The organism is Streptomyces sp. NPDC006510, from assembly GCF_040611955.1.
In the GTDB taxonomy this organism is placed as follows: Bacteria; Actinomycetota; Actinomycetes; order Streptomycetales; family Streptomycetaceae; genus Streptomyces.
Window position 1 is genome coordinate 1 of the sequence record NZ_JBEXPH010000072.1, and the last position, 16970, is coordinate 16970.

The 16970-nt window shown below is 72.7% G+C and carries 17 protein-coding genes and 1 pseudogene; 11 read left to right on the forward strand and 7 right to left on the reverse strand.

The genetic code is table 11. The features are described from left to right. Positions 1-334: 334 nt before the first annotated feature. The 3 genes from ABZY11_RS21955 to ABZY11_RS21965 all read left to right on the forward strand — a co-directional run bounded on the left by ABZY11_RS21955 (position 335) and on the right by ABZY11_RS21965 (position 5020). Positions 335-3283: a DEAD/DEAH box helicase gene (locus ABZY11_RS21955; protein ID WP_356480747.1), complete on the forward strand. Its 2949-nt coding sequence runs from the start codon at positions 335-337 to the stop codon at positions 3281-3283. Further along, positions 3280-4584 carry an SWIM zinc finger family protein gene (locus ABZY11_RS21960; protein ID WP_356480748.1) on the forward strand — a complete coding sequence of 435 codons (1305 nt, stop codon included), beginning with the start codon at positions 3280-3282 and terminating at the stop codon, positions 4582-4584. Before ABZY11_RS21955 ends, ABZY11_RS21960 begins: the two co-directional genes overlap by 4 nt. Positions 4585-4678: 94 nt before the next feature. After that, positions 4679-5020 (forward strand): HXXEE domain-containing protein, encoded by a 342-nt coding sequence (locus ABZY11_RS21965; protein WP_356480749.1) that lies wholly within the window; start codon positions 4679-4681, stop codon positions 5018-5020. A gap of 57 nt (positions 5021-5077) precedes the next feature. Here ABZY11_RS21965 and ABZY11_RS21970 read toward each other — a convergent pair whose 3' ends face one another. Further along, positions 5078-5509 (reverse strand): DUF3574 domain-containing protein, encoded by a 432-nt coding sequence (locus tag ABZY11_RS21970; protein WP_356480781.1) that lies wholly within the window; start codon positions 5507-5509, stop codon positions 5078-5080. A gap of 351 nt (positions 5510-5860) precedes the next feature. On the opposite strand from ABZY11_RS21970, the gene ABZY11_RS21975 reads away from it, so the two are divergent. The 3 genes and pseudogenes from ABZY11_RS21975 to ABZY11_RS21985 all read left to right on the forward strand — a co-directional run bounded on the left by ABZY11_RS21975 (position 5861) and on the right by ABZY11_RS21985 (position 7221). Continuing rightward, on the forward strand, positions 5861-6271 hold the full coding sequence (locus ABZY11_RS21975) for a Rid family hydrolase (protein ID WP_356480750.1): 411 nt from the start codon (positions 5861-5863) through the stop codon (positions 6269-6271). A 100-nt stretch (positions 6272-6371) separates the two neighbouring features. Beyond that, positions 6372-7103, forward strand: a complete 732-nt coding sequence (locus ABZY11_RS21980) for a hypothetical protein (RefSeq protein ID WP_356480751.1) — start codon at positions 6372-6374, stop codon at positions 7101-7103. 32 nt (positions 7104-7135) lie between these two features. Further along, a pseudogene (locus ABZY11_RS21985) lies at positions 7136-7221 on the forward strand. Positions 7222-7496: 275 nt separating this feature from the next. Here ABZY11_RS21985 and ABZY11_RS21990 read toward each other — a convergent pair. Beyond that, positions 7497-8147 carry a peptidase gene (locus ABZY11_RS21990; RefSeq protein WP_356480752.1) on the reverse strand — a complete coding sequence of 217 codons (651 nt, stop codon included), beginning with the start codon at positions 8145-8147 and terminating at the stop codon, positions 7497-7499. Between the two features lie 13 nt (positions 8148-8160). Then, a complete protein-coding gene (locus ABZY11_RS21995; protein ID WP_356480753.1) occupies positions 8161-9372 on the reverse strand; it encodes a pyridoxal phosphate-dependent aminotransferase in 1212 nt (403 codons plus the stop codon). Positions 9373-9458: 86 nt separating this feature from the next. On the opposite strand from ABZY11_RS21995, the gene ABZY11_RS22000 reads away from it, so the two are divergent. Together ABZY11_RS22000 and ABZY11_RS22005 are read left to right on the forward strand one after the other, a co-directional pair. Continuing rightward, positions 9459-10127 carry a winged helix-turn-helix transcriptional regulator gene (locus ABZY11_RS22000; RefSeq protein WP_356480754.1) on the forward strand — a complete coding sequence of 223 codons (669 nt, stop codon included), beginning with the start codon at positions 9459-9461 and terminating at the stop codon, positions 10125-10127. A 100-nt stretch (positions 10128-10227) separates the two neighbouring features. Next, positions 10228-10734: a cupin domain-containing protein gene (locus ABZY11_RS22005; protein WP_356480755.1), complete on the forward strand. Its 507-nt coding sequence runs from the start codon at positions 10228-10230 to the stop codon at positions 10732-10734. Between the two features lie 72 nt (positions 10735-10806). Here the strand turns inward: ABZY11_RS22005 and ABZY11_RS22010 are convergent, their stop codons facing one another. After that, complete coding sequence (locus ABZY11_RS22010; RefSeq protein ID WP_356480756.1) at positions 10807-11172, reverse strand: nuclear transport factor 2 family protein; 366 nt, start codon at positions 11170-11172, stop codon at positions 10807-10809. 66 nt (positions 11173-11238) lie between these two features. Between ABZY11_RS22010 and ABZY11_RS22015 the strand changes: the two genes are divergently transcribed. Then, positions 11239-12210 carry a nucleotidyltransferase domain-containing protein gene (locus ABZY11_RS22015; protein WP_356480757.1) on the forward strand — a complete coding sequence of 324 codons (972 nt, stop codon included), beginning with the start codon at positions 11239-11241 and terminating at the stop codon, positions 12208-12210. A 276-nt stretch (positions 12211-12486) separates the two neighbouring features. After that, a complete protein-coding gene (locus ABZY11_RS22020) occupies positions 12487-13137 on the forward strand; it encodes a uridine kinase (RefSeq protein ID WP_356480758.1) in 651 nt (216 codons plus the stop codon). A 7-nt stretch (positions 13138-13144) separates the two neighbouring features. Here ABZY11_RS22020 and ABZY11_RS22025 read toward each other — a convergent pair whose 3' ends face one another. Together ABZY11_RS22025 and ABZY11_RS22030 are read right to left on the reverse strand one after the other, a co-directional pair. Further along, entirely contained in the window at positions 13145-14044 is a 900-nt protein-coding gene (locus ABZY11_RS22025) for a PfkB family carbohydrate kinase (protein WP_356480759.1), read from the reverse strand. Next, positions 14041-15024, reverse strand: a complete 984-nt coding sequence (locus tag ABZY11_RS22030; protein ID WP_356480760.1) for a pseudouridine-5'-phosphate glycosidase — start codon at positions 15022-15024, stop codon at positions 14041-14043. The genes ABZY11_RS22025 and ABZY11_RS22030 overlap by 4 nt, the downstream gene beginning before the upstream one ends. 151 nt (positions 15025-15175) lie before the next feature. Between ABZY11_RS22030 and ABZY11_RS22035 the strand changes: the two genes are divergently transcribed. Continuing rightward, positions 15176-15538: a cupin domain-containing protein gene (locus ABZY11_RS22035; protein ID WP_356480761.1), complete on the forward strand. Its 363-nt coding sequence runs from the start codon at positions 15176-15178 to the stop codon at positions 15536-15538. An 82-nt stretch (positions 15539-15620) separates the two neighbouring features. Here ABZY11_RS22035 and ABZY11_RS22040 read toward each other — a convergent pair whose 3' ends face one another. Next, a complete protein-coding gene (locus ABZY11_RS22040) occupies positions 15621-16940 on the reverse strand; it encodes an MFS transporter (RefSeq protein ID WP_356480762.1) in 1320 nt (439 codons plus the stop codon). Positions 16941-16970 lie beyond the last annotated feature (30 nt).

A 16970-nucleotide genomic window follows, 5' to 3' on the forward strand; every position in this document is an offset into this window, starting at 1 on the left:
CCCAGCCGCGGCCGCAGCCGCCGTCCGTGGCGCCCGCTCCCGCACCCGAACCCGCAGCCGCGCCGCCGACCGCTGTTCCGGCGCGGCCGGCCCGTTCGAAGCCGATGGCCAGGCACTGAACCGACCCGTCCGTCCATCGCTCCACGCCCCGGTCCGGCCGCCTGGACCGGGGCGTCCCACACCGTGTCCGACCGGCTTGGACCGGGCGCCCCATACCGCGTCCGACCTGCTGGAACGCAGCTGCGCGACCGGTTGTCAGACCCCCCGCCTAGACTCGCAGGAGTCATGAGGATCAAGGCGATCCAGAGGATCAGAGCGGGAGGGGAGGGGACCGATGACCACGGCACAACACCAGCAGGACGCCTCCGCTGCCCGTCTTCTGCGCTGTGCCGCCGTGTTCCTGCCCGCACCGCTGCCGAGGGACGGGCACGTCGCCTTCTGGGATCCCGACGGCCATCCTCTCCCGGAGCCCGGCGACATCTGCGGACAGCCGGCGGACCCGGGGAGTCCGGCACCCGGTGCGAGCACGGCCGAGATCACCGTCGTCCGCCGGCACGGGCAGGGGGACGGCGTCCGCCGGCAGACGGTGCCCGCGGTCCTGCTGCCCATCGCCGACGCGCTGCCGCTGCTGGCCCGGGCCCGGCATCAGGAGTCCGCCCACCACGCCACCCGGTGCTGGGGCGCCGCCGCGCTCCAGGCGCTCAACCTGGTGGCCCGCGGCAGACTGCTCCCCGGTCTGACGGGCGACGACCACGACGCCTGGCGGGCCGGGCCGCGTGACGCCGAGGACATCGCCCATCTCCGGGCGATCGCCGCCGCCATGCCGGCCGAGGGCTACGCGGTCCCGCTGCCGGATCCCACACCGCTCCGGGTCCCCGACCCCCAGTGGCTGCTCGGGTCGTTCCTCGACGCGGTCGCCGACACCCTGCCCCGTACGCCCGCCGCGGCGTACGCGATGGGGGCGCCCTTCGCGGCGCGCGAGGCCCAGCACCTGCCGGCGGCCCGTGACTGGGCGGTCGAGGTTGCGGCCGGGCTCGACGCGGGTGTCCGGGTGTCACTGCGCCTCGACCTGTCGGCGTACGACCTCTTCGACACGGCCGATACGTACGACACCTCCGACGTCGCCGGTTCCGACGAGGCCGACGCCACCGGCCCCGTCACCTCCGGCGCCGCTCGGCACGCCGCCGCGGCCATCACCCAGGTGCACAGCCTCGCCGACCCGACCTACGTCACCGACGCCGCCGCACTGTGGAACGGCGGGGCGGGCGAGCCGTTCGGCCCGCGGGCCAGGATCGACGCCGTGCTCGCCCTGCGCCGCGCCGCCCGGGTCTGGGCGCCGCTGGAGCGGCTGCTGGACCAGCCGGTGCCCGATGTGCTCGCCCTCGCGGAGGACGAGCTGTACGAGCTGCTCAGCGACGCCGGAGCCCGGCTGGCGGCGGCCGGGGTGAGCGTCCACTGGCCCAGGGAGCTGGTCCGTTCGCTCACCGCCTCCGCCGTCGTGCGGCCCGCGCCCGGCTCGGCCACCGACGGCACCTCGTTCTTCGACGCCGAGCAGCTCTTCGCCTTCAACTGGCAGTTGTCGCTGGGCGACGAGCAGCTCACCGAGGCGGAGATGGACATCCTCGCGGAGGCCCACCGGCCGGTGGTGCGCCTGCGCGACCAGTGGGTCGTCGTCGACCCCGCGCTCGTACGCAAGGCACGCAAGCGGGAGCTCGGCCTGCTCGATCCGGTCGACGCCCTCGCCGTCGCCCTGACCGGCAGCGCCGAGGTCGACGGCGAACAGGTCGAAGCGGTGCCCGTCGGCGCGCTGGCCGTGCTCCGCGAGCGCATCACCACCGACCACACCACCATCGCCCCGCCGCCCGGCCTCGACGCCACCCTCCGCGACTACCAGCTGCGCGGCCTGGCCTGGCTGGACCGGATGACCTCGCTCGGCCTCGGCGGCTGCCTCGCCGACGACATGGGCCTGGGCAAGACGATCACCCTCATCGCCCTCCATCTGCACCGCGCCCGTCCCGCGCCCACCCTGGTGATCTGCCCCGCCTCCCTCCTGGGCAACTGGCACCGGGAGATCAACCGTTTCGCTCCCGGTGTTCCCGTGCGCCGCTTCCACGGCACCGACCGCTCGCTGACCGGGGCCGACGGCGGCTTCGTCCTCACCACGTACGGCACGATGCGTTCCAGCGCCGCGCAACTGGCCGACCACAGCTGGGGACTGATCGTCGCCGACGAGGCCCAGCACGTGAAGAACCCGCAGTCCTCCACGGCGAAGGCGCTGCGCACCATCCCGGCCCCGGCCCGGGTCGCCCTCACCGGCACTCCGGTGGAGAACAACCTCTCCGAGCTGTGGGCCCTGCTCGACTGGACCACTCCCGGGCTGCTCGGCCCCCTCAAGGCGTTCCGGGCCCGGCACGCCCGTATCGTCGAGAACACCGGCACGGCCGCCGGGCTCGCCAACGACGAAGCGGTCGAACGGCTCTCCCGCCTGGTCCGGCCCTTCCTCCTGCGCCGCAAGAAGTCCGACCCGGGCATCGCCCCCGAACTGCCGCCCAAGACGGAGACCGACCACCCCGTCTTCCTCACCCGCGAGCAGGTCACGCTCTACGAGGCGGCGGTCCGCGAGACGATGGCGTTCATCGAGGCATCGGAGGGCATCGCCCGGCGCGGTCTGATCATGAAGCTGCTGGCCTCGCTCAAGCAGATCTGCAACCACCCCGCGCAGTATCTGAAGGAGGAGCCGACCCGCCTCGTCGGCCGTTCCGGAAAGCTCGCCCTGCTCGACGAACTCCTCGACACGATCCTCGCCGAGGACGGCTCCGTTCTCATCTTCACCCAGTACGTGACCATGGCCAGGCTCCTCTCCGCCCACCTCGCCTCGCGTGCCGTCCCCTCCCAGCTCCTGCACGGCGGCACGCCGGTCGCCGAGCGGGAACGGATGGTGGACCGCTTCCAGTCCGGCGAGGTCCCGGTCTTCCTGCTCTCCCTCAAGGCGGCGGGCACCGGACTCAATCTCACCAGGGCCGCCCATGTCATCCACTACGACCGCTGGTGGAACCCGGCCGTCGAGGAACAGGCCACGGACCGGGCCTACCGCATCGGCCAGACCCAGCCCGTGCAGGTTCACCGGCTGATAGCGGAAGGCACCGTCGAGGACCGGATCGGCGAGCTGCTGGAGGCGAAGCGGGCCCTGGCCGACACGGTCCTCGGGACCGGCGAGGCCGCGCTGACCGAGCTCAGCGACCGCGATCTGGCCGATCTCGTCTCGCTCCGGAGGCCGGCATGAGCCCCCGCCCGCACACCGACGCCGCCCCCCGTCCCGTCGCACGCCCCCGCCCCGGCCCCGACGACCTGCGGCGCACCTTCGAGGCCGTACCGCCCCGCACCGGTGGCGGCGACGACCCGTTCGCGGACAGCTGGTGGGGCCGTGCCTGGGTGGCCGCCCTGGAATCCCTCTCGATGGACGAGGGCCGGCTCTCCCGCGGCCGTACGTACGCCGACAGCGGCAAGGTCGCCGCGATCACCGTCACCCCCGGCCGGGTCGTCGCCTACGTCCACGGCAGCCGCCCCCGCCCCTACCGCTGCGAACTGCGGCTGCGCACCCTCGCCGACCCCGACTGGGAGACCTTCCTGGACGCGGTCGCGGCCCGGCCCGGCCACCTCGCCGCGCTGCTCAGCAAGGAGATGCCGCACTCGCTGGCCGACACGGCGGCCGAGGCCGGCATCGGGCTGCTGCCCGCCGCGGGGGACCTCGACCCCGGCTGCTCCTGCCCGGACCCCGGCTGGCCCTGCAAGCACGTGGCCGCGCTCTGTTACCAGATGGCGCGGCTCCTGGACACCGACCCGTTCGTCCTTCTGCTGCTGCGCGGCCGGGGCGAACGGGAACTCCTCGAAGAGCTGGGCCGCCGCAACGCCGCGCACTCCGCCCGGGAACGCCCCACGGCCCCCGCCACGCCTTCCGTGCCGGCGCGCGAAGCCCTCGCCGACCGCTATCTCCCGCCGCTCCCCGCACCGCTTCCGGTGCTGCCGCATCCCGCACAGCCGCCCTCGTACCCGAGCCTGCCCGGAGCACGCGACCCGCTCGCCCTCGACCACCTCGCCACGGATGCGGCGGCCCGCGCGCACGCGCTCCTCACCACCGGCTTCGACCCGCTCGCCGGACTCACCCCCTGGCAGGACGCGGTACGTCTGGCTGCGTCCCGTCCCACCGCCGGACTCACCGCCACCACCCGCGTCCTCTACCGCGAACTGGCGTACGCCACCGGCCGCACCACCACCGACCTGGCCCGGGCGGTCGCGGCCTGGCGCCAGGGCGGCGCCGAAGGGCTGGCCGTCCTCGAAGCACCCTGGGACCCCCCGGCCGGCCCCTTCGACCGGGCCCGCCCCGCACTCGCGGCCGCCGGCTTCCCCCGCTTCCAGCCCCGGCGCAACCACCTCACCCACCCCGGCGGCACACTCCAGCTCCGCTTCGGCCACGACGGCCGCTGGTACGGCTACGAGTCCGAGCCGGGCGAGGACGACTGGTGGCCCCGCGCCACTCCGGACACCGACCCGGTGAGCGCGCTCATGGAACTCGGCGGAGGCTGAACCCGGCCGGACCCCAGGAGTTCGGGAGACAGATGAGGAGACCGATCAGGAACACGGCGACGATCGGCAGCACGATCAGCCGCCCCTTGCGTCGGTGCACGGCGCCGACCGGGGCCCGTCCGACCAGGAGAACGAGTCGTCCGCCTCCGCCCCGCCGTCAGCGCGGCAGTACGGCATCGACGACATCCCGCGCGCGCACCTGGCGCAGTCGCTGGCGTACCGCGGCTACACGCCCGGAGTGGCCACGGCGCCGACGGTCGTCATTCCGTACTCGGTCCGGGCCGTGCGGCGGCTCAAGGCGGCCGGTATCGGGAGCGGCGGCACCAGCACGGCGGCGGCGACACCGGCGCTCCTCCCGGTGACCGTGGCGGGAGTTCACGCACTGGCGCACCGGATCAACCGGCCGCACGGGCGCAGGGCCCGCGCGGCGGCGTGACCGACGGCGCGATCGATGGCGTGACCGGGCGGCGGCTTGGCCGCGCGGTCGCCGGGGTCAGAAGTCGGCGGTCGTGCGCTCTTCGAGCCGGGCCACCGAGTCCTGGGCGTAGGCCTTCTCGTAGGCGTCGCGGATCCGCTCGATCTGGGCGTCGCGTACGCGGGCCTCGGAGGCGGGGTAGAGCAGGGTCAGTTCGTAGCTGCGCTCCCGTTCGATGACTCCGTTGGAGTCCCGCCACTGCCCCCGGCCGTCCTGGATGGTCAATCCGTTCGGGAAGCGCGGTGTGACCTCCTCGTCGATGAACGCCAGGAATTGATGATCGGTCACATCGGGTCCGCCGTCGGGGCGTTCGGTGCCGAAGAAGAGCCGGGTCTCGATGTAGGCCTTCCCGCGCGTGGCGAGGGCCGACGCCGTGGACGACGAGGCCGCGGGGGCCTCGTCGCCGAGTGTGGCGTACGCGACGGGCGTTCCCACGGCGAGTACGGCCAGGGCGGCGGCCGTCGCGGTGAGCGCGGTGTGCTTCTTCGGGCCGGTGAGGCCTGACGGAACGGTGGTCCGGGGGATACGAGGCAAGGCGGGGACCTTTGTTCGGCGCCGGGGAGGCGGTGACGGGTGGTGTCCGTATGCGGACGAGGGAGAGCGCGCGAGGGCGGCGCCCGTGCGCGAGCGGGGAGCCTGCGGCCCGGGTGGTGCGGACGCGCGGGCCTCACTTTGACAAGCGGTCCCCGTCGGACAGCGGCAAGGACATGGGCATCCGGTGGAAACCACCCGTACGGATCGGCCCGGGGCGCTGCCGAAAACCTGCTGCGCCCCGGGACCCGGGCCGTCAGAATCGCCCGCATGACCGTGGGGATCAGCCGGATCAATCCGACGCAGCTGCACCCCACGCCCGGCTATCACCACATCACCGTCGTGGGGGCGGGCCGGACCGCCTATCTGGCCGGGCAGTGCCCGCTCGACGCCTCCGGCACGCTGGTGGGTCCGGGAAATATCGACGCCCAGATCGACCAGGTCGCGGCCAACGCCCTCGTCGCCCTCGCGGCCGTGGGGGCCGGACCGGCGCAGGTCGTCCGGTCGGTGATCCATGTCGTCAGCGACGATGTCACGGTCCTGGGGGCCGCCTGGCGCCGGCTCAACGGCTCGGTCATCGGGGCCGCGTTCACCACCGCGAGTACGCTCCTCGGCGTCGCACGGCTCGGCTTCCCCGGACAACTGATCGAGGTCGACCTCACCGCGGCACTGCCCGCCTGAACCGCGAGAGCCCGAGGAACCGACACCGTGAGAACCCGAGGTGCGGGCGCTTCGAATAAGTGTTTGTCCCGGCCGAGTCGCCGCTGCTAGTTTGCGCGTCGTGGCGAAACTCAATCAGATCATCGCAGTGGAGAAGGGCGTCAAGTCCAAGGCTCACCAGGACCTGACGGCGGCGCATCACGGCCTCCAGAAGACCGGTCTGCTGGCCGGGATCTCCCGGACGTACCAGCCGAAGGACGAGGAGGGCGAGCAGCTGCCGCCCGAGTCGACGCTGGTGCAGATCAAGGCGGAGGACGTGCTGCGGGAGACCGCGGCGACCCTGACCCGGCTCTTCGATGTGACCGCCACGAAGGACTGGGCGAACTGCTCGGCCCGCGCGGATGTGAAGGTCGACGGACGGGTACTCGTGAGCGACGTGCCGGTCTCGTATCTGCTCTTTCTGGAGAAGCAGCTGACGGACCTCAACACCTTTGTCCGCAAGCTGCCCGTGCTCGACGCCGCGGAGGCCTGGACCCAGGACCCGTCGACGGACTCCTGGAAGACCGAGCCGGTACGGACCCTCCGTACGAAGAAGGTGCCCCGCAACCACGTGAAGGCGGAGGCCACCGAGAAGCACCCGGCGCAGGTCGAGGTGTACTACGAGGACGTCCCGATCGGGTACTGGACGACGGTGAAGTTCTCCGGAGCCCTTCCCGCGCGGCGTGTCAACGAGTTGCTGGACCGGGTGGAGAAGCTCCAGCAGGCCGTGAAGTACGCCCGCGAGGAAGCCAACGGCGTGGATGTCACCGACCAGCGGGTGGGTGATGCGGTATTCGGTTACCTCTTCGGGTGACCGACCATTGATTCCCCGGCCGACTCATTTCGGCCGGGGTGCGCGAGGAGCGCAAGCTGAAACTGAAGCTTGTCGTGACGACGCGGTTCCGGTGGAGGTTCGAGTCCTCCCCCCGGCATTCTGTGCGTCCCGCATACGAACGGGCCGGGGTAGCCCAAATGGCAGAGGCAGACCGCGATCAATCTCAGACTCTTGCTCCAGACTCAGCATTCGCCACCCATCGCCGAATCAAACGGGCCCGTGCCCATGGGCGTCGAGATGCCGGTTCGACTCCGGCTCGCAGAGCTTCGATCTGCGGTCGTCTAAAGGCAGGACGCGGCGACATAAACCTGACGCGGGTCCTTAAAAGTGTCGGCGTGCCGAATGGGTGGCACACCAGGGCTCGGGGGCCGGCTACGCCCCCGGGCCCGCTCCCGTCTCCGGCGAAGAGCCGCTCGCGGGCAGCGACACCCCGCGACCCGCGAAGAAGCGCTCGAAGTCGGGCAGCGCGAGCCCCGCGGCCCGCGTTCCCGCCGTTGTGCCCGACGGGTTGTGGAAGTGGACGCCCCTGCCGTCGGCCGTACGGGACGTCAGCAGCACCAGATGCCCGCCTCGGCCGGGCGCCGGCCGCCCGGGGTACCGGATGCCGTAGTGCACCGAGGCCATGACCGTGCGGCCGCCGTCCAGCAGGCCGAGGATCTCCTCCGGTGCGAGATGGCGGTGCACCGTGGCGTCCACGCCGTGCACCTCGCGTGCGTACTCGGCGAAGGGGGCGTAGATCAGCCCCCGGATCTCCCCCTGGGCGTCCTGCGTGTACGCGCCGTACCGGAGCGCCCCGTCGCGCAGCGCGAACAAGGACGGGGCCCCGGCGCCGAGTGCCATGCGCAGGCAGGTCATACCGCACAGATGACCCGACCAGCGCGCGTACTCGGCCGGTGACGCCGCGCCCGACTCCGCCCAGGCCGGGTCGGTGGCCGGATCGAGTCCGTCCTCCACGATCGGGCCGACGAGCCCGAACGAGGCGAACTGGGTGTGCACGGGAAAGCGGCAGGCGGAGCAGGTCACCGGGGGCATCCGATCACTGGCGATATCCGGTCAGGAAGCGGCCGATGCGACTGATCGCCGCGTCGAGATCGTCAGCGTACGGGAGCGTGAGGATCCGGAAGTGGTCGGGCCGCGGCCAGTTGAAGCCGGTGCCCTGCACGACCTGGATCTTCTCCCGGAGCAGCAGATCCAGCACGAACTTCTCGTCGTCGACGATGCGATGCACCTTCGGGTCGAGGCGCGGGAACGCGTACAGCGCGCCCTTCGGCTTCACGCACGACACCCCCGGGATCTCGTTCAGCTTCTCCCAGGCCCGGTTGCGCTGTTCGTACAGCCTGCCGCCCGGTACGACCAGCTCCCGGATCGACTGCCGGCCGCCGAGCGCGGCCTGAATGGCGTACTGCGCGGGCGCGTTGGGGCACAGGCGCATGGAGGCGAGCGTGGTCAGCCCCTCCAGATAGCTGCGGGCGTGCTGCTGCGGGCCGGAGACCACCATCCAGCCGGAGCGGAAGCCCGCCACGCGGTACGTCTTCGACAGGCCGCTGAAGGTGAGGCAGACCAGGTCGGGGGCGAGGGCCGCCACGGTGTGGTGCTCGGCGTCGTCGTACAGGATCTGGTCGTAGATCTCGTCGGCGAACACCATCAGGCCGTGTCTGCGCGCCAGGTCGAGGATGCCTTCGAGGATCTCACGCGGGTAGACGGCACCGGTCGGATTGTTCGGGTTGATGATCACGACGGCCTTGGTGCGGTCGGTGATCTTCGAAGCCATGTCGGCGAGATCGGGGTTCCAGTCCGAGGCCTCGTCGCAGGTGTAGTGCACGGACTTGCCGCCCGCGAGGGTCACCACCGCGGTCCACAGCGGGTAGTCGGGGGACGGGACGAGTACCTCGTCGCCGTCCTCCAGCAGCGCCTGGACGGCCATCGAGATCAGCTCGGAGACACCGTTGCCGAGGAAGATGTCGTCGACCCCGACGTCCGGCAGCCCCATCGCCTGGTAGCGCTGAGCCACCGCCCGGCGGGCGGACAGGATGCCGCGCGAATCCGTGTAGCCATGGGCCTGCGGAAGCATCCGGATCATGTCCTGGACGACCTCCTCCGGCGCCTCGAAACCGAAGAGCGCGGGGTTGCCCGTGTTGAGGCGGAGCACGCTGTGGCCCGCCTCCTCCAGGGCGTTGGCGTGCTCGATGACCGGGCCCCGGATCTCGTAACAGACCTCGTTGAGCTTGCTGGACTGCCGGAATTCCATGCGGTGGCCTCCCCGACCTGATTGCGATACTTGGTTTTACCAAGCTCGGGCTTGGAAAGTCCAACAACATGTCTAGACTGCGTCGCATGCCACGTCAGCAACAGCCCGCAACGCGTCCGGCCCGCCGCCGGAGCTACGACCAGTTCTGCGCCACCGCACGCGCCCTCGATTCGGTGGGCGACCGGTGGACCCTGCTGATCGTCCGTGAACTGCTGGCGGGCCCCCGCCGCTACACCGATCTCCACGCCGACCTTCCGGGCGTCAGCACGGATGTGCTCGCCTCCCGGCTCAGGGACATGGAGCAGAGCGGCCTCGCCACCCGCCGCCGACTTCCGCCGCCCGCCGCCGCCTCGGTCTACGAACTGACCGAGCGCGGCCACGGCCTGATGCCGGTGCTCGCCGCGCTCGCCGAATGGGGCGCGCCCGCGCTCGCCGAACGACGGCCCACCGACGCGGTGCGGGCCCACTGGTTCGCGCTGCCGCTGCTGCGTGCGCTGGACGGGCCGGCCCACCCAGGGGTCGTCGAAGTGCACTTGGAGGAAGGCGAGTTCCATGTCCGTGCGGGTGGCGCGGAGGACGGAGCGGCCGTCTACGGGGACGGTCCCGCCGCCCGCCCCGACGCCCGCATCGCACTCGACGTCGAGGTCTGCCTGGAGCTCGCGCTGGGCGGGCTGACCCTTGCCGAGGCCGTCGAGGACGGACGCGTCGAGGTGTCGGGCGACGGGCCGCTCGCCGCCGAGCTGCGCGGTGAGTGACCGCCCGACCCGAAGGGTTCCCTTCGTCAACTCCCGCATGGATCATGGGTATCGGTAGGTCCGGGGGCGATCGCCGGACGCCTGGGCGGAGGAGTCGGGTGTGCGAACCGTTGGACAGCAGGGCAGCGGGAAGCGGCGGGCAGGGCGGGTACGGGCTGCCAAAGCCCTGGTCCTGGGCGGCTGTGTGGCCGCGCTCGGCCTGGTGCCGTCGGCGGCCGTCGCCACACCGGGGAGCGGAGTGAGCGGCACGGTGCTCGCGAAGGGCACATCGGCGGGGAAGCTGAGGGTGCAGACGCCGAACGGCAGCACCGATGTGACCTTCCGGACCATCACGGTGGAGCCGGGCGGCTCCACTGGCTGGCACACCCACCGCGGTCAGCTGATCGCCGTCGTCAAGTCCGGGACGCTGACGCGCACTCTGGACGACTGCTCGGTCGAGGTGACGCCCGCGGGCTCGTCGTTCATCGAGCCGTCCGGGGCCGACCACCGGCACATCGGACGCAATCTGGGGACCGAACCCGTGGTGCTGTGGGTGACCTATCTGCTGCCCGAGGGCAGCGAACTCTCCGACGATGCCGACGCGGTGGACTGCGGCGCGAAGAAATAGCGTCGCGACGCCCGCCCGCCGCGGGCACCGGTCGTCGAGTGCCGCGTCGGCCTCGGCAGCGGCGGCCGGCCGTCAGTTGGCGAGCGTCTCCCCGTACGCCCCGAAGCCGGAGATCACCAGGCCGTCGCGGAAGGTCAGCACCTCGCTGACCCGCCCGCCGATCTGGTTGCGGTAGTCGATCACCAGGGCGTGCACGCTCACCCGGACGTCCACCAGCTCGAACCGCAGCTCGGGGATGCGCTCCAGGCCCGTCGCCCAGTACGCCCGCAGCGCCTCCTTGCCGTGCACGGTGCCGGACGCGTCGCCGGTCATCTGCGCGATGACGGGCGAACTGAACGTCACGTCGTCGTGATAGTGCGTCAGAATGCGGTCCAGGTCATGGCAGTTCCAGCCGTCCAGCCACTCGGCGGCGAACGTGCGGGCGAATTCGAGGTCCATGGGGAAGATCGTAGGAGGTGGACCCGCCGGCGGCGGAGCGTCTTCGGACGACGGAAGAGAGCGGCCATGGACGGGCGGAGTCCGCAGGACCGGGCGGGCACGGGTGAACTCGATCCGGCGCGGCGCGCCGCGTTCGCACAGGACCTGATGCGGGCGCTCACCGCGCACTGCCCCGGTTCGCGGGCGGAACCGCGGGGCTCGCTCGCCCGCGGAACAGCGGACGCGTACAGCGACATCGACATCGCCTGGACCGTGCCCGACGACCGGTTCGACACCTGCCTCGCCGCAATCCGGGACGTGCTCGAAGCGGTTCTGCCCCTGGACTCCCTGCGTTCGGACCCCGAGTCGCGGAACCCCCGCGAGCGGCGGCTGCACTTCGCCGCCTTCCACGGGCTTCCGCTCTTCTGGCGCGTGGACCTGGAGATCGGGGTGTCACCGGCCGCCCACCGGCCCGGCCACGGAAAGAACGGCCCCGTGGCCCACGGTGACGGCTGGTCGCGGCAGGCGAGCGCGCCGGCCAACGCGGTCGCCGCGACGAAGGCCGTACTGCGCGGACAGCCGGAGCACGCCCAGGGGCTGCTGGAGCGCGGCTTCCGGCGTATCGACGCGCCGGACGGCGTGTCCGGACAGTGGTTCGCCGACATCTGCCGGCTCGCCGAGACGGCGGCCGACCGCGAGCCGGGCCTGCGCCCGCTCGCCGACCGCGTGCTGAGCCTCGCCGAGAACCACCTGGCACAGCTCCTGTGGTGGACGTTTCCCGCCGGTGTACGCGAACGGGTCGACGAGCTGCTCCTGGCGGGCCGCAACATCCAGGCCGTCCACGCGATGCGGGAGTGCGGCATCGAACCCCGTCCCGAGCTGCGCGCATGCGTGGACGTGCCGGCCGGGCGCCACCGCGCGCTCGCGGACCGCATGCGGCCTCCGGCCCGCCATGACGTGGACGCCCTGGCCGCCGCTGCCGACGCGCGCTGCCCCGCGATCCCGTGGCCGTCGAGGCGGTCCGGGACGGCGACACCCAGGGCTGGATCGTGGTGCTGACCGCCGTGTCTCGCCCGGCCGTGGGAGTGCGTCGCACTGGCCGACTTCCGGATCGGCGTGGCGGGGACCGGCGAGGCGGCGCGGACGGGGCGGGAGCCGGCGGAGCGGCTCGGGGTCCCGTTCCGCTTCGCGAGCCCCGACGAGCCGGACGAGGACGCCCCCGCTGGTGGGACGGCCGGCACTGAGCACGGGACGGGGGCGTCGCGGGACCCGGGCGTTGGCCGGTCCGGGCGCTGAGGAACCCGGGCGTCGAGGGTCGCGGGCGATGATGGGCGGGTGCGATTTGAAGCGATCACCTGGGAGCGGCTGGCCGAAGCCTTCGCCGCACGCACCGACGCCCTGGAAACCGCCGACGGCGGTCCCTGGCTGAAGGTCGCCGTCGACGGTGCTCCGGCGGCCCGTACCGGGGAGCTGGCCGAGCGCGTCGCACAGGCGTTGCGGGTCCGGGGCCGTGCGGTGCTGGTCGTGTCCACCGAGGGGTTCCTGCGGCCGGCCAGTCTCCGGTACGAGTACGGCAAGGAGGACCCCGACTCGTACTACGACAGCTGGTTCGACACGGGCGCGCTGTGGCGCGAGGTCTTCGGGCCGCTGGAGGCCGGCGGGAACGGGCGGGTGCTGCCCGACCTCTGGGATCCGGCGACCGACCGCGCGACGCGCAGCCCGTACCGGCCGTTGCCCGAGGGCGGGGTGCTGGTGGTGCACGGCCCGTTGCTGCTGGGGCACTGGTTCCCGTTCGACCTGAGCGTCCATCTGCGGCTGTCGCCGGGCGCGCTGCGGCGACGCACCGAGGAGGCGGAGCGCTGGACGCTGCCCGCTTTCGCGCGGTACGAGGACGAGGCGGCGCCCGGCGACCGCGCGGACGCGGTCGTACGGGCCGACGATCCGCTGCACCCGGCCTGGACCGGGTGGGGCGGGGCCGTGACCTGACGCCTGATCACGGTCCGGGGCGGCCGCCCACGATGGTGACCGCCTCCGCCCCCGCCCGGCATCCCGCCGCCGCGGCCGAGGCGTCGTCCGCCCCCGTCAGGTGCGCCGCGAGGAAACCACCGGTGAACGCGTCGCCCGCCCCGGTCGAGTCCACCGCTCCGCGCACCTGAACGGCCGGGACGCGCCGGGTCACCGCGCCCCCGGCGGCAAGCAGGGCCCCGTCCGCGCCGAGGGTGACGACCACCCGGCCCACCTGGAGGCTCAGCTTGGCCGCGGCGTCGGCCGGTTCGGGCAGCCCGGTGAGCAGCCGGGCCTCGTCCGCGTTGGGCAGCAGCAGATCGACGCCCCCCACGGCGGTCAGGAACCGGTCGGCGCCCAGCTCGGCGAGGAAGCCCGCCGAGGCCGGATCTATGCTCACCGGGATCCGTCGCCGCCGCGCCTCCCGCAGGGCGAGCAGGGCCGTCGCACGGCTCGTCGCGGCGAAGAGGAGGTAGCCGGAGAGATGGAGCTGGGCGATGCCGTCCAGCATCGACGGTGACCAGTCGTCGGGGGAGAGGCGGAGCACGGCACCGCTGTCGGTGAGGAAGGTGCGCTCGGCGGCGGAATCGACGAGCGCGACGACGGTGGCGGTCGGCACGTCGTCGTCCACGGTCAGCAGACAGCGCACCCCCGCCCGCCGCAGTGCGTCCCGGTGCCAGTCCGCGCTGTCGGCGCCGACCCTGGCCAGCAGCCGTACGTCGGCGCATCCCGAACGGGCCGCCCAGCAGGCGACGTTGGCTCCCGCGCCGCCGGGAAGGGTACGGATCCGGGCCGGGGTGTCCGTACCGTGCGCCGGTGCCGTACGTCCGTGCCGGGCCACCACATCCGTGACCACGTCCCCGACGACGAGCAGCCCGCCCCCGGTCATGCTCCGGCCGCCGGGTTCTGCCGCGACGCCGGGTCCTGGGGCGTGGCGGTCCACGCGCCGGAGATCCGCGCGGCAAGCGATACGTTTCCGCGCACGGCCGCCAGATTGGCCTCCAGCGAAGCGCCCCCGGTTCCCCGCATCAGCCGGTCCAGCAGGAACGGTGTGACGGCCTGGCCCGCGATGCCCCGTTCCCGGCACGCCGCCAGGGCCTCGGCCAGCACGCGGTCGTGGAGTGCGGGCTCCAACTGGTCCGCCACGGAAACGGGGTTGGCGACGACCAGCGCGGAACCCGGGCCGCCCAGCACGTCCTGGGCCCGCATCACCTCCGCGACCTCCTCGGGTGTCCGCACCGTCCAGTCGACCGGCTCGCCCGAACTGGTCAGATAGAAGCCGGGGAAGCGGTCGGTGCCGTAACCGAGCACCGTGACGCCCAGCGTCTCCAGGCGTTGCAGCGTTGCCGGGACGTCCAGGATCGACTTCACCCCCGCGCACACCACGGTGATGCCGGTCCGCGCGAGGAGCCGGAGATCGGCCGACTCGTCCTGGGTCCGGGTCCACTCACGGTGTACGCCGCCGAGGCCGCCGGTCGCGAAGACGCGCAGGCCGGCGCGGGCGGCCAGGAACGCAGTCGCGGACACCGTCGTCGCCCCGCTCGCGCCCGTCGCCAGGGCGGGCGCGAGGTCCCGGTGCCCCAGCTTCCGCATCGTGGGGTCCGCGGCGACCCGCTCCAACTGGGCTTTGTCCAGGCCGATGTGAGCCCTTCCGTCGAGTACGGCGATCGTCGCGGGCACCGCGCCGGCGGACCGTACGAGCCCTTCGAGCTCCTCGGCGACCCGCAGATTGCGGGGGCGCGGCAGACCGTGGGCGATGATCGTCGACTCCAGGGCCACGACGGGGTGGTGCGTGGCGAGAGCCGCCCGTACCTCGGCGGAGAGGACGGGGGCGCAGGGATGTGCGCCGTGGGAGGCATTCAATGACATGTCCACATCCCTGTCGCGGGCGCCCCGGCCTCAAACGTGCGGCCGGGCGGCGGCCCCGTGCGGCGCTGACCGGACGGGTCGGGTTTCCACCGGCCGTCCCGACGCATCCTGCTGCCGGGTCGCCCCCAGGCGGTCGCTAAGGTGACCGGTCATGACCACATTTGATCAAGCTCCTGCCTCGTTCGCCGTGCACATTCCGGGCGCCGATCTCGAACCGGAACCGCTCGACGCCGCGCAGATCGTCTCGGGCGAGCCCGTGGTGACCGGCAAGGTGCTCTGGGAGTCGGCCGACGGCAAGCAGGTGCGCGGGATCTGGCAGATCACGCCCGGCGTGGTCACCGACACCGAGGCCAACGAGCTCTTCGTGGTCGTCAGCGGCCGCGCGACCGTGGCGGTCGAGGGCGGTGCGACGCTGGAGGTCGGTCCGGGGGACGCCTGTGTGCTGCGCGAGGGCGACCGTACGACGTGGACCGTGCACGAGACGCTGCGCAAGGCGTACCACATCAGCCTCTGAAGCCCAGTGAGTCTTTCTGGGGCCCCGGGAGCCCTCCGAAGCCCAGTGAGTCTTTCTGAGGTCTCGGGAGCCCTCCGAAGCCTCAGGCGTCGCGTGGAGGCGTCGAGGCCGTGGGCCGGGCGAGTGCCCGGCGCAGTGCCAGCGTCGCCATCGGCAGCAGCAGACATGCTCCGACCACGTTCAGCCAGCCGTAGCTCGCCCGGGCGACGATGACCCCGGCGACGGCTCCGCCGATGCCCGCCGCCGTGTTCATGGTCAGATCCGACAGACCCTGCACGGCGGCGCGGGCGGCCTGCGGCACGGAATCGGTGAGCAGCGCCGAACCGGCGACCAGCCCTGCCGACCAGCCGAGACCGAGCATGAAGAGGCCGGCCGCGGTCTGCCCGTGGCTGGGGCCGGCGGTTCCGGCCAGCAGCGCGGCGCAGGAGAGCAGTCCGACCGCCAGACCGATCACGGCGAGCCGTCCGAAGCGGTCCGACAGCCAGCCCATCACCGGGGAGAACGCGTACATCCCCGCGATGTGGCCGCTGATGACCAGGCCGATCAGCTGGAGCCCGGCGCCGTGATGGCCCAGATCGACCGGGGTCATCACCATGATCGAGACCATCGCGGTGTGCGAGACGGCCACTGTCACCAGCGCCAGCCGTGCCATCGGCGAGGCCCGGACCGCGGCGACTCCGGCACGGAGCGAACGGCCGGCCGCGGACCCCTCGCCCTGCGGTGCCAGCGCCCGCGCCGTGAGCAGCGGGTCCGGCCGCAGCAGCGCCCCGACCACCACGGCGGCCAGCAGGAAGATCCCGGCCGCGAAGACGAACGGGCCCGCCTTCTCGGATATCGCCGAGCCGCGGAAGACCTGGCCCATCGGAGCGGCGATGTTCGGCCCGAGCACGGAGCCGATCGTGGTGGCCCAGATGACGGTGGAGATCGCCCGGCCGCGCCGGTCCGGCTCGGCCAGGTCCGCGGCGGCGAACCGGGCCTGCAGATTGGCCGAGGAACCCGCGCCGAACCCGGCCATGCCGAGCAGCAGCAACGGGAAGCTGTCCACGAGGGTGGAGAGGACCACGAGCCCCGCGCCGAGCGCACCGATCAGATATGCCAGTACGAGACCGGGGCGCCGGCCGCGCGCGGTCATCAGCGCGGCCAGCGGCAGCGAGAGCAGCGCGGTCCCGGTCACCGAAGCGGTCGGGGCCAGACCGGACAGCGCCTCGGAGCCGCTCACCTCGGTCGCCAGCACGGGGGCCAGGGCGATACCGATGGGCACCCCGAGGCCGCCGAGTATCTGGCTGCCTATGAGCACCGCGGACGTTCGGCGCCGCAGCGCGGGCAGTTCGCCCGGCGAGACCCCGGCGGCGGGGTGGCCGGGCCCGGTGGGGGTGTCAGGTGCATCAAGGGTGTTGGTCACTGACGCAGTGTGCCAGTCCGTACACAGCTG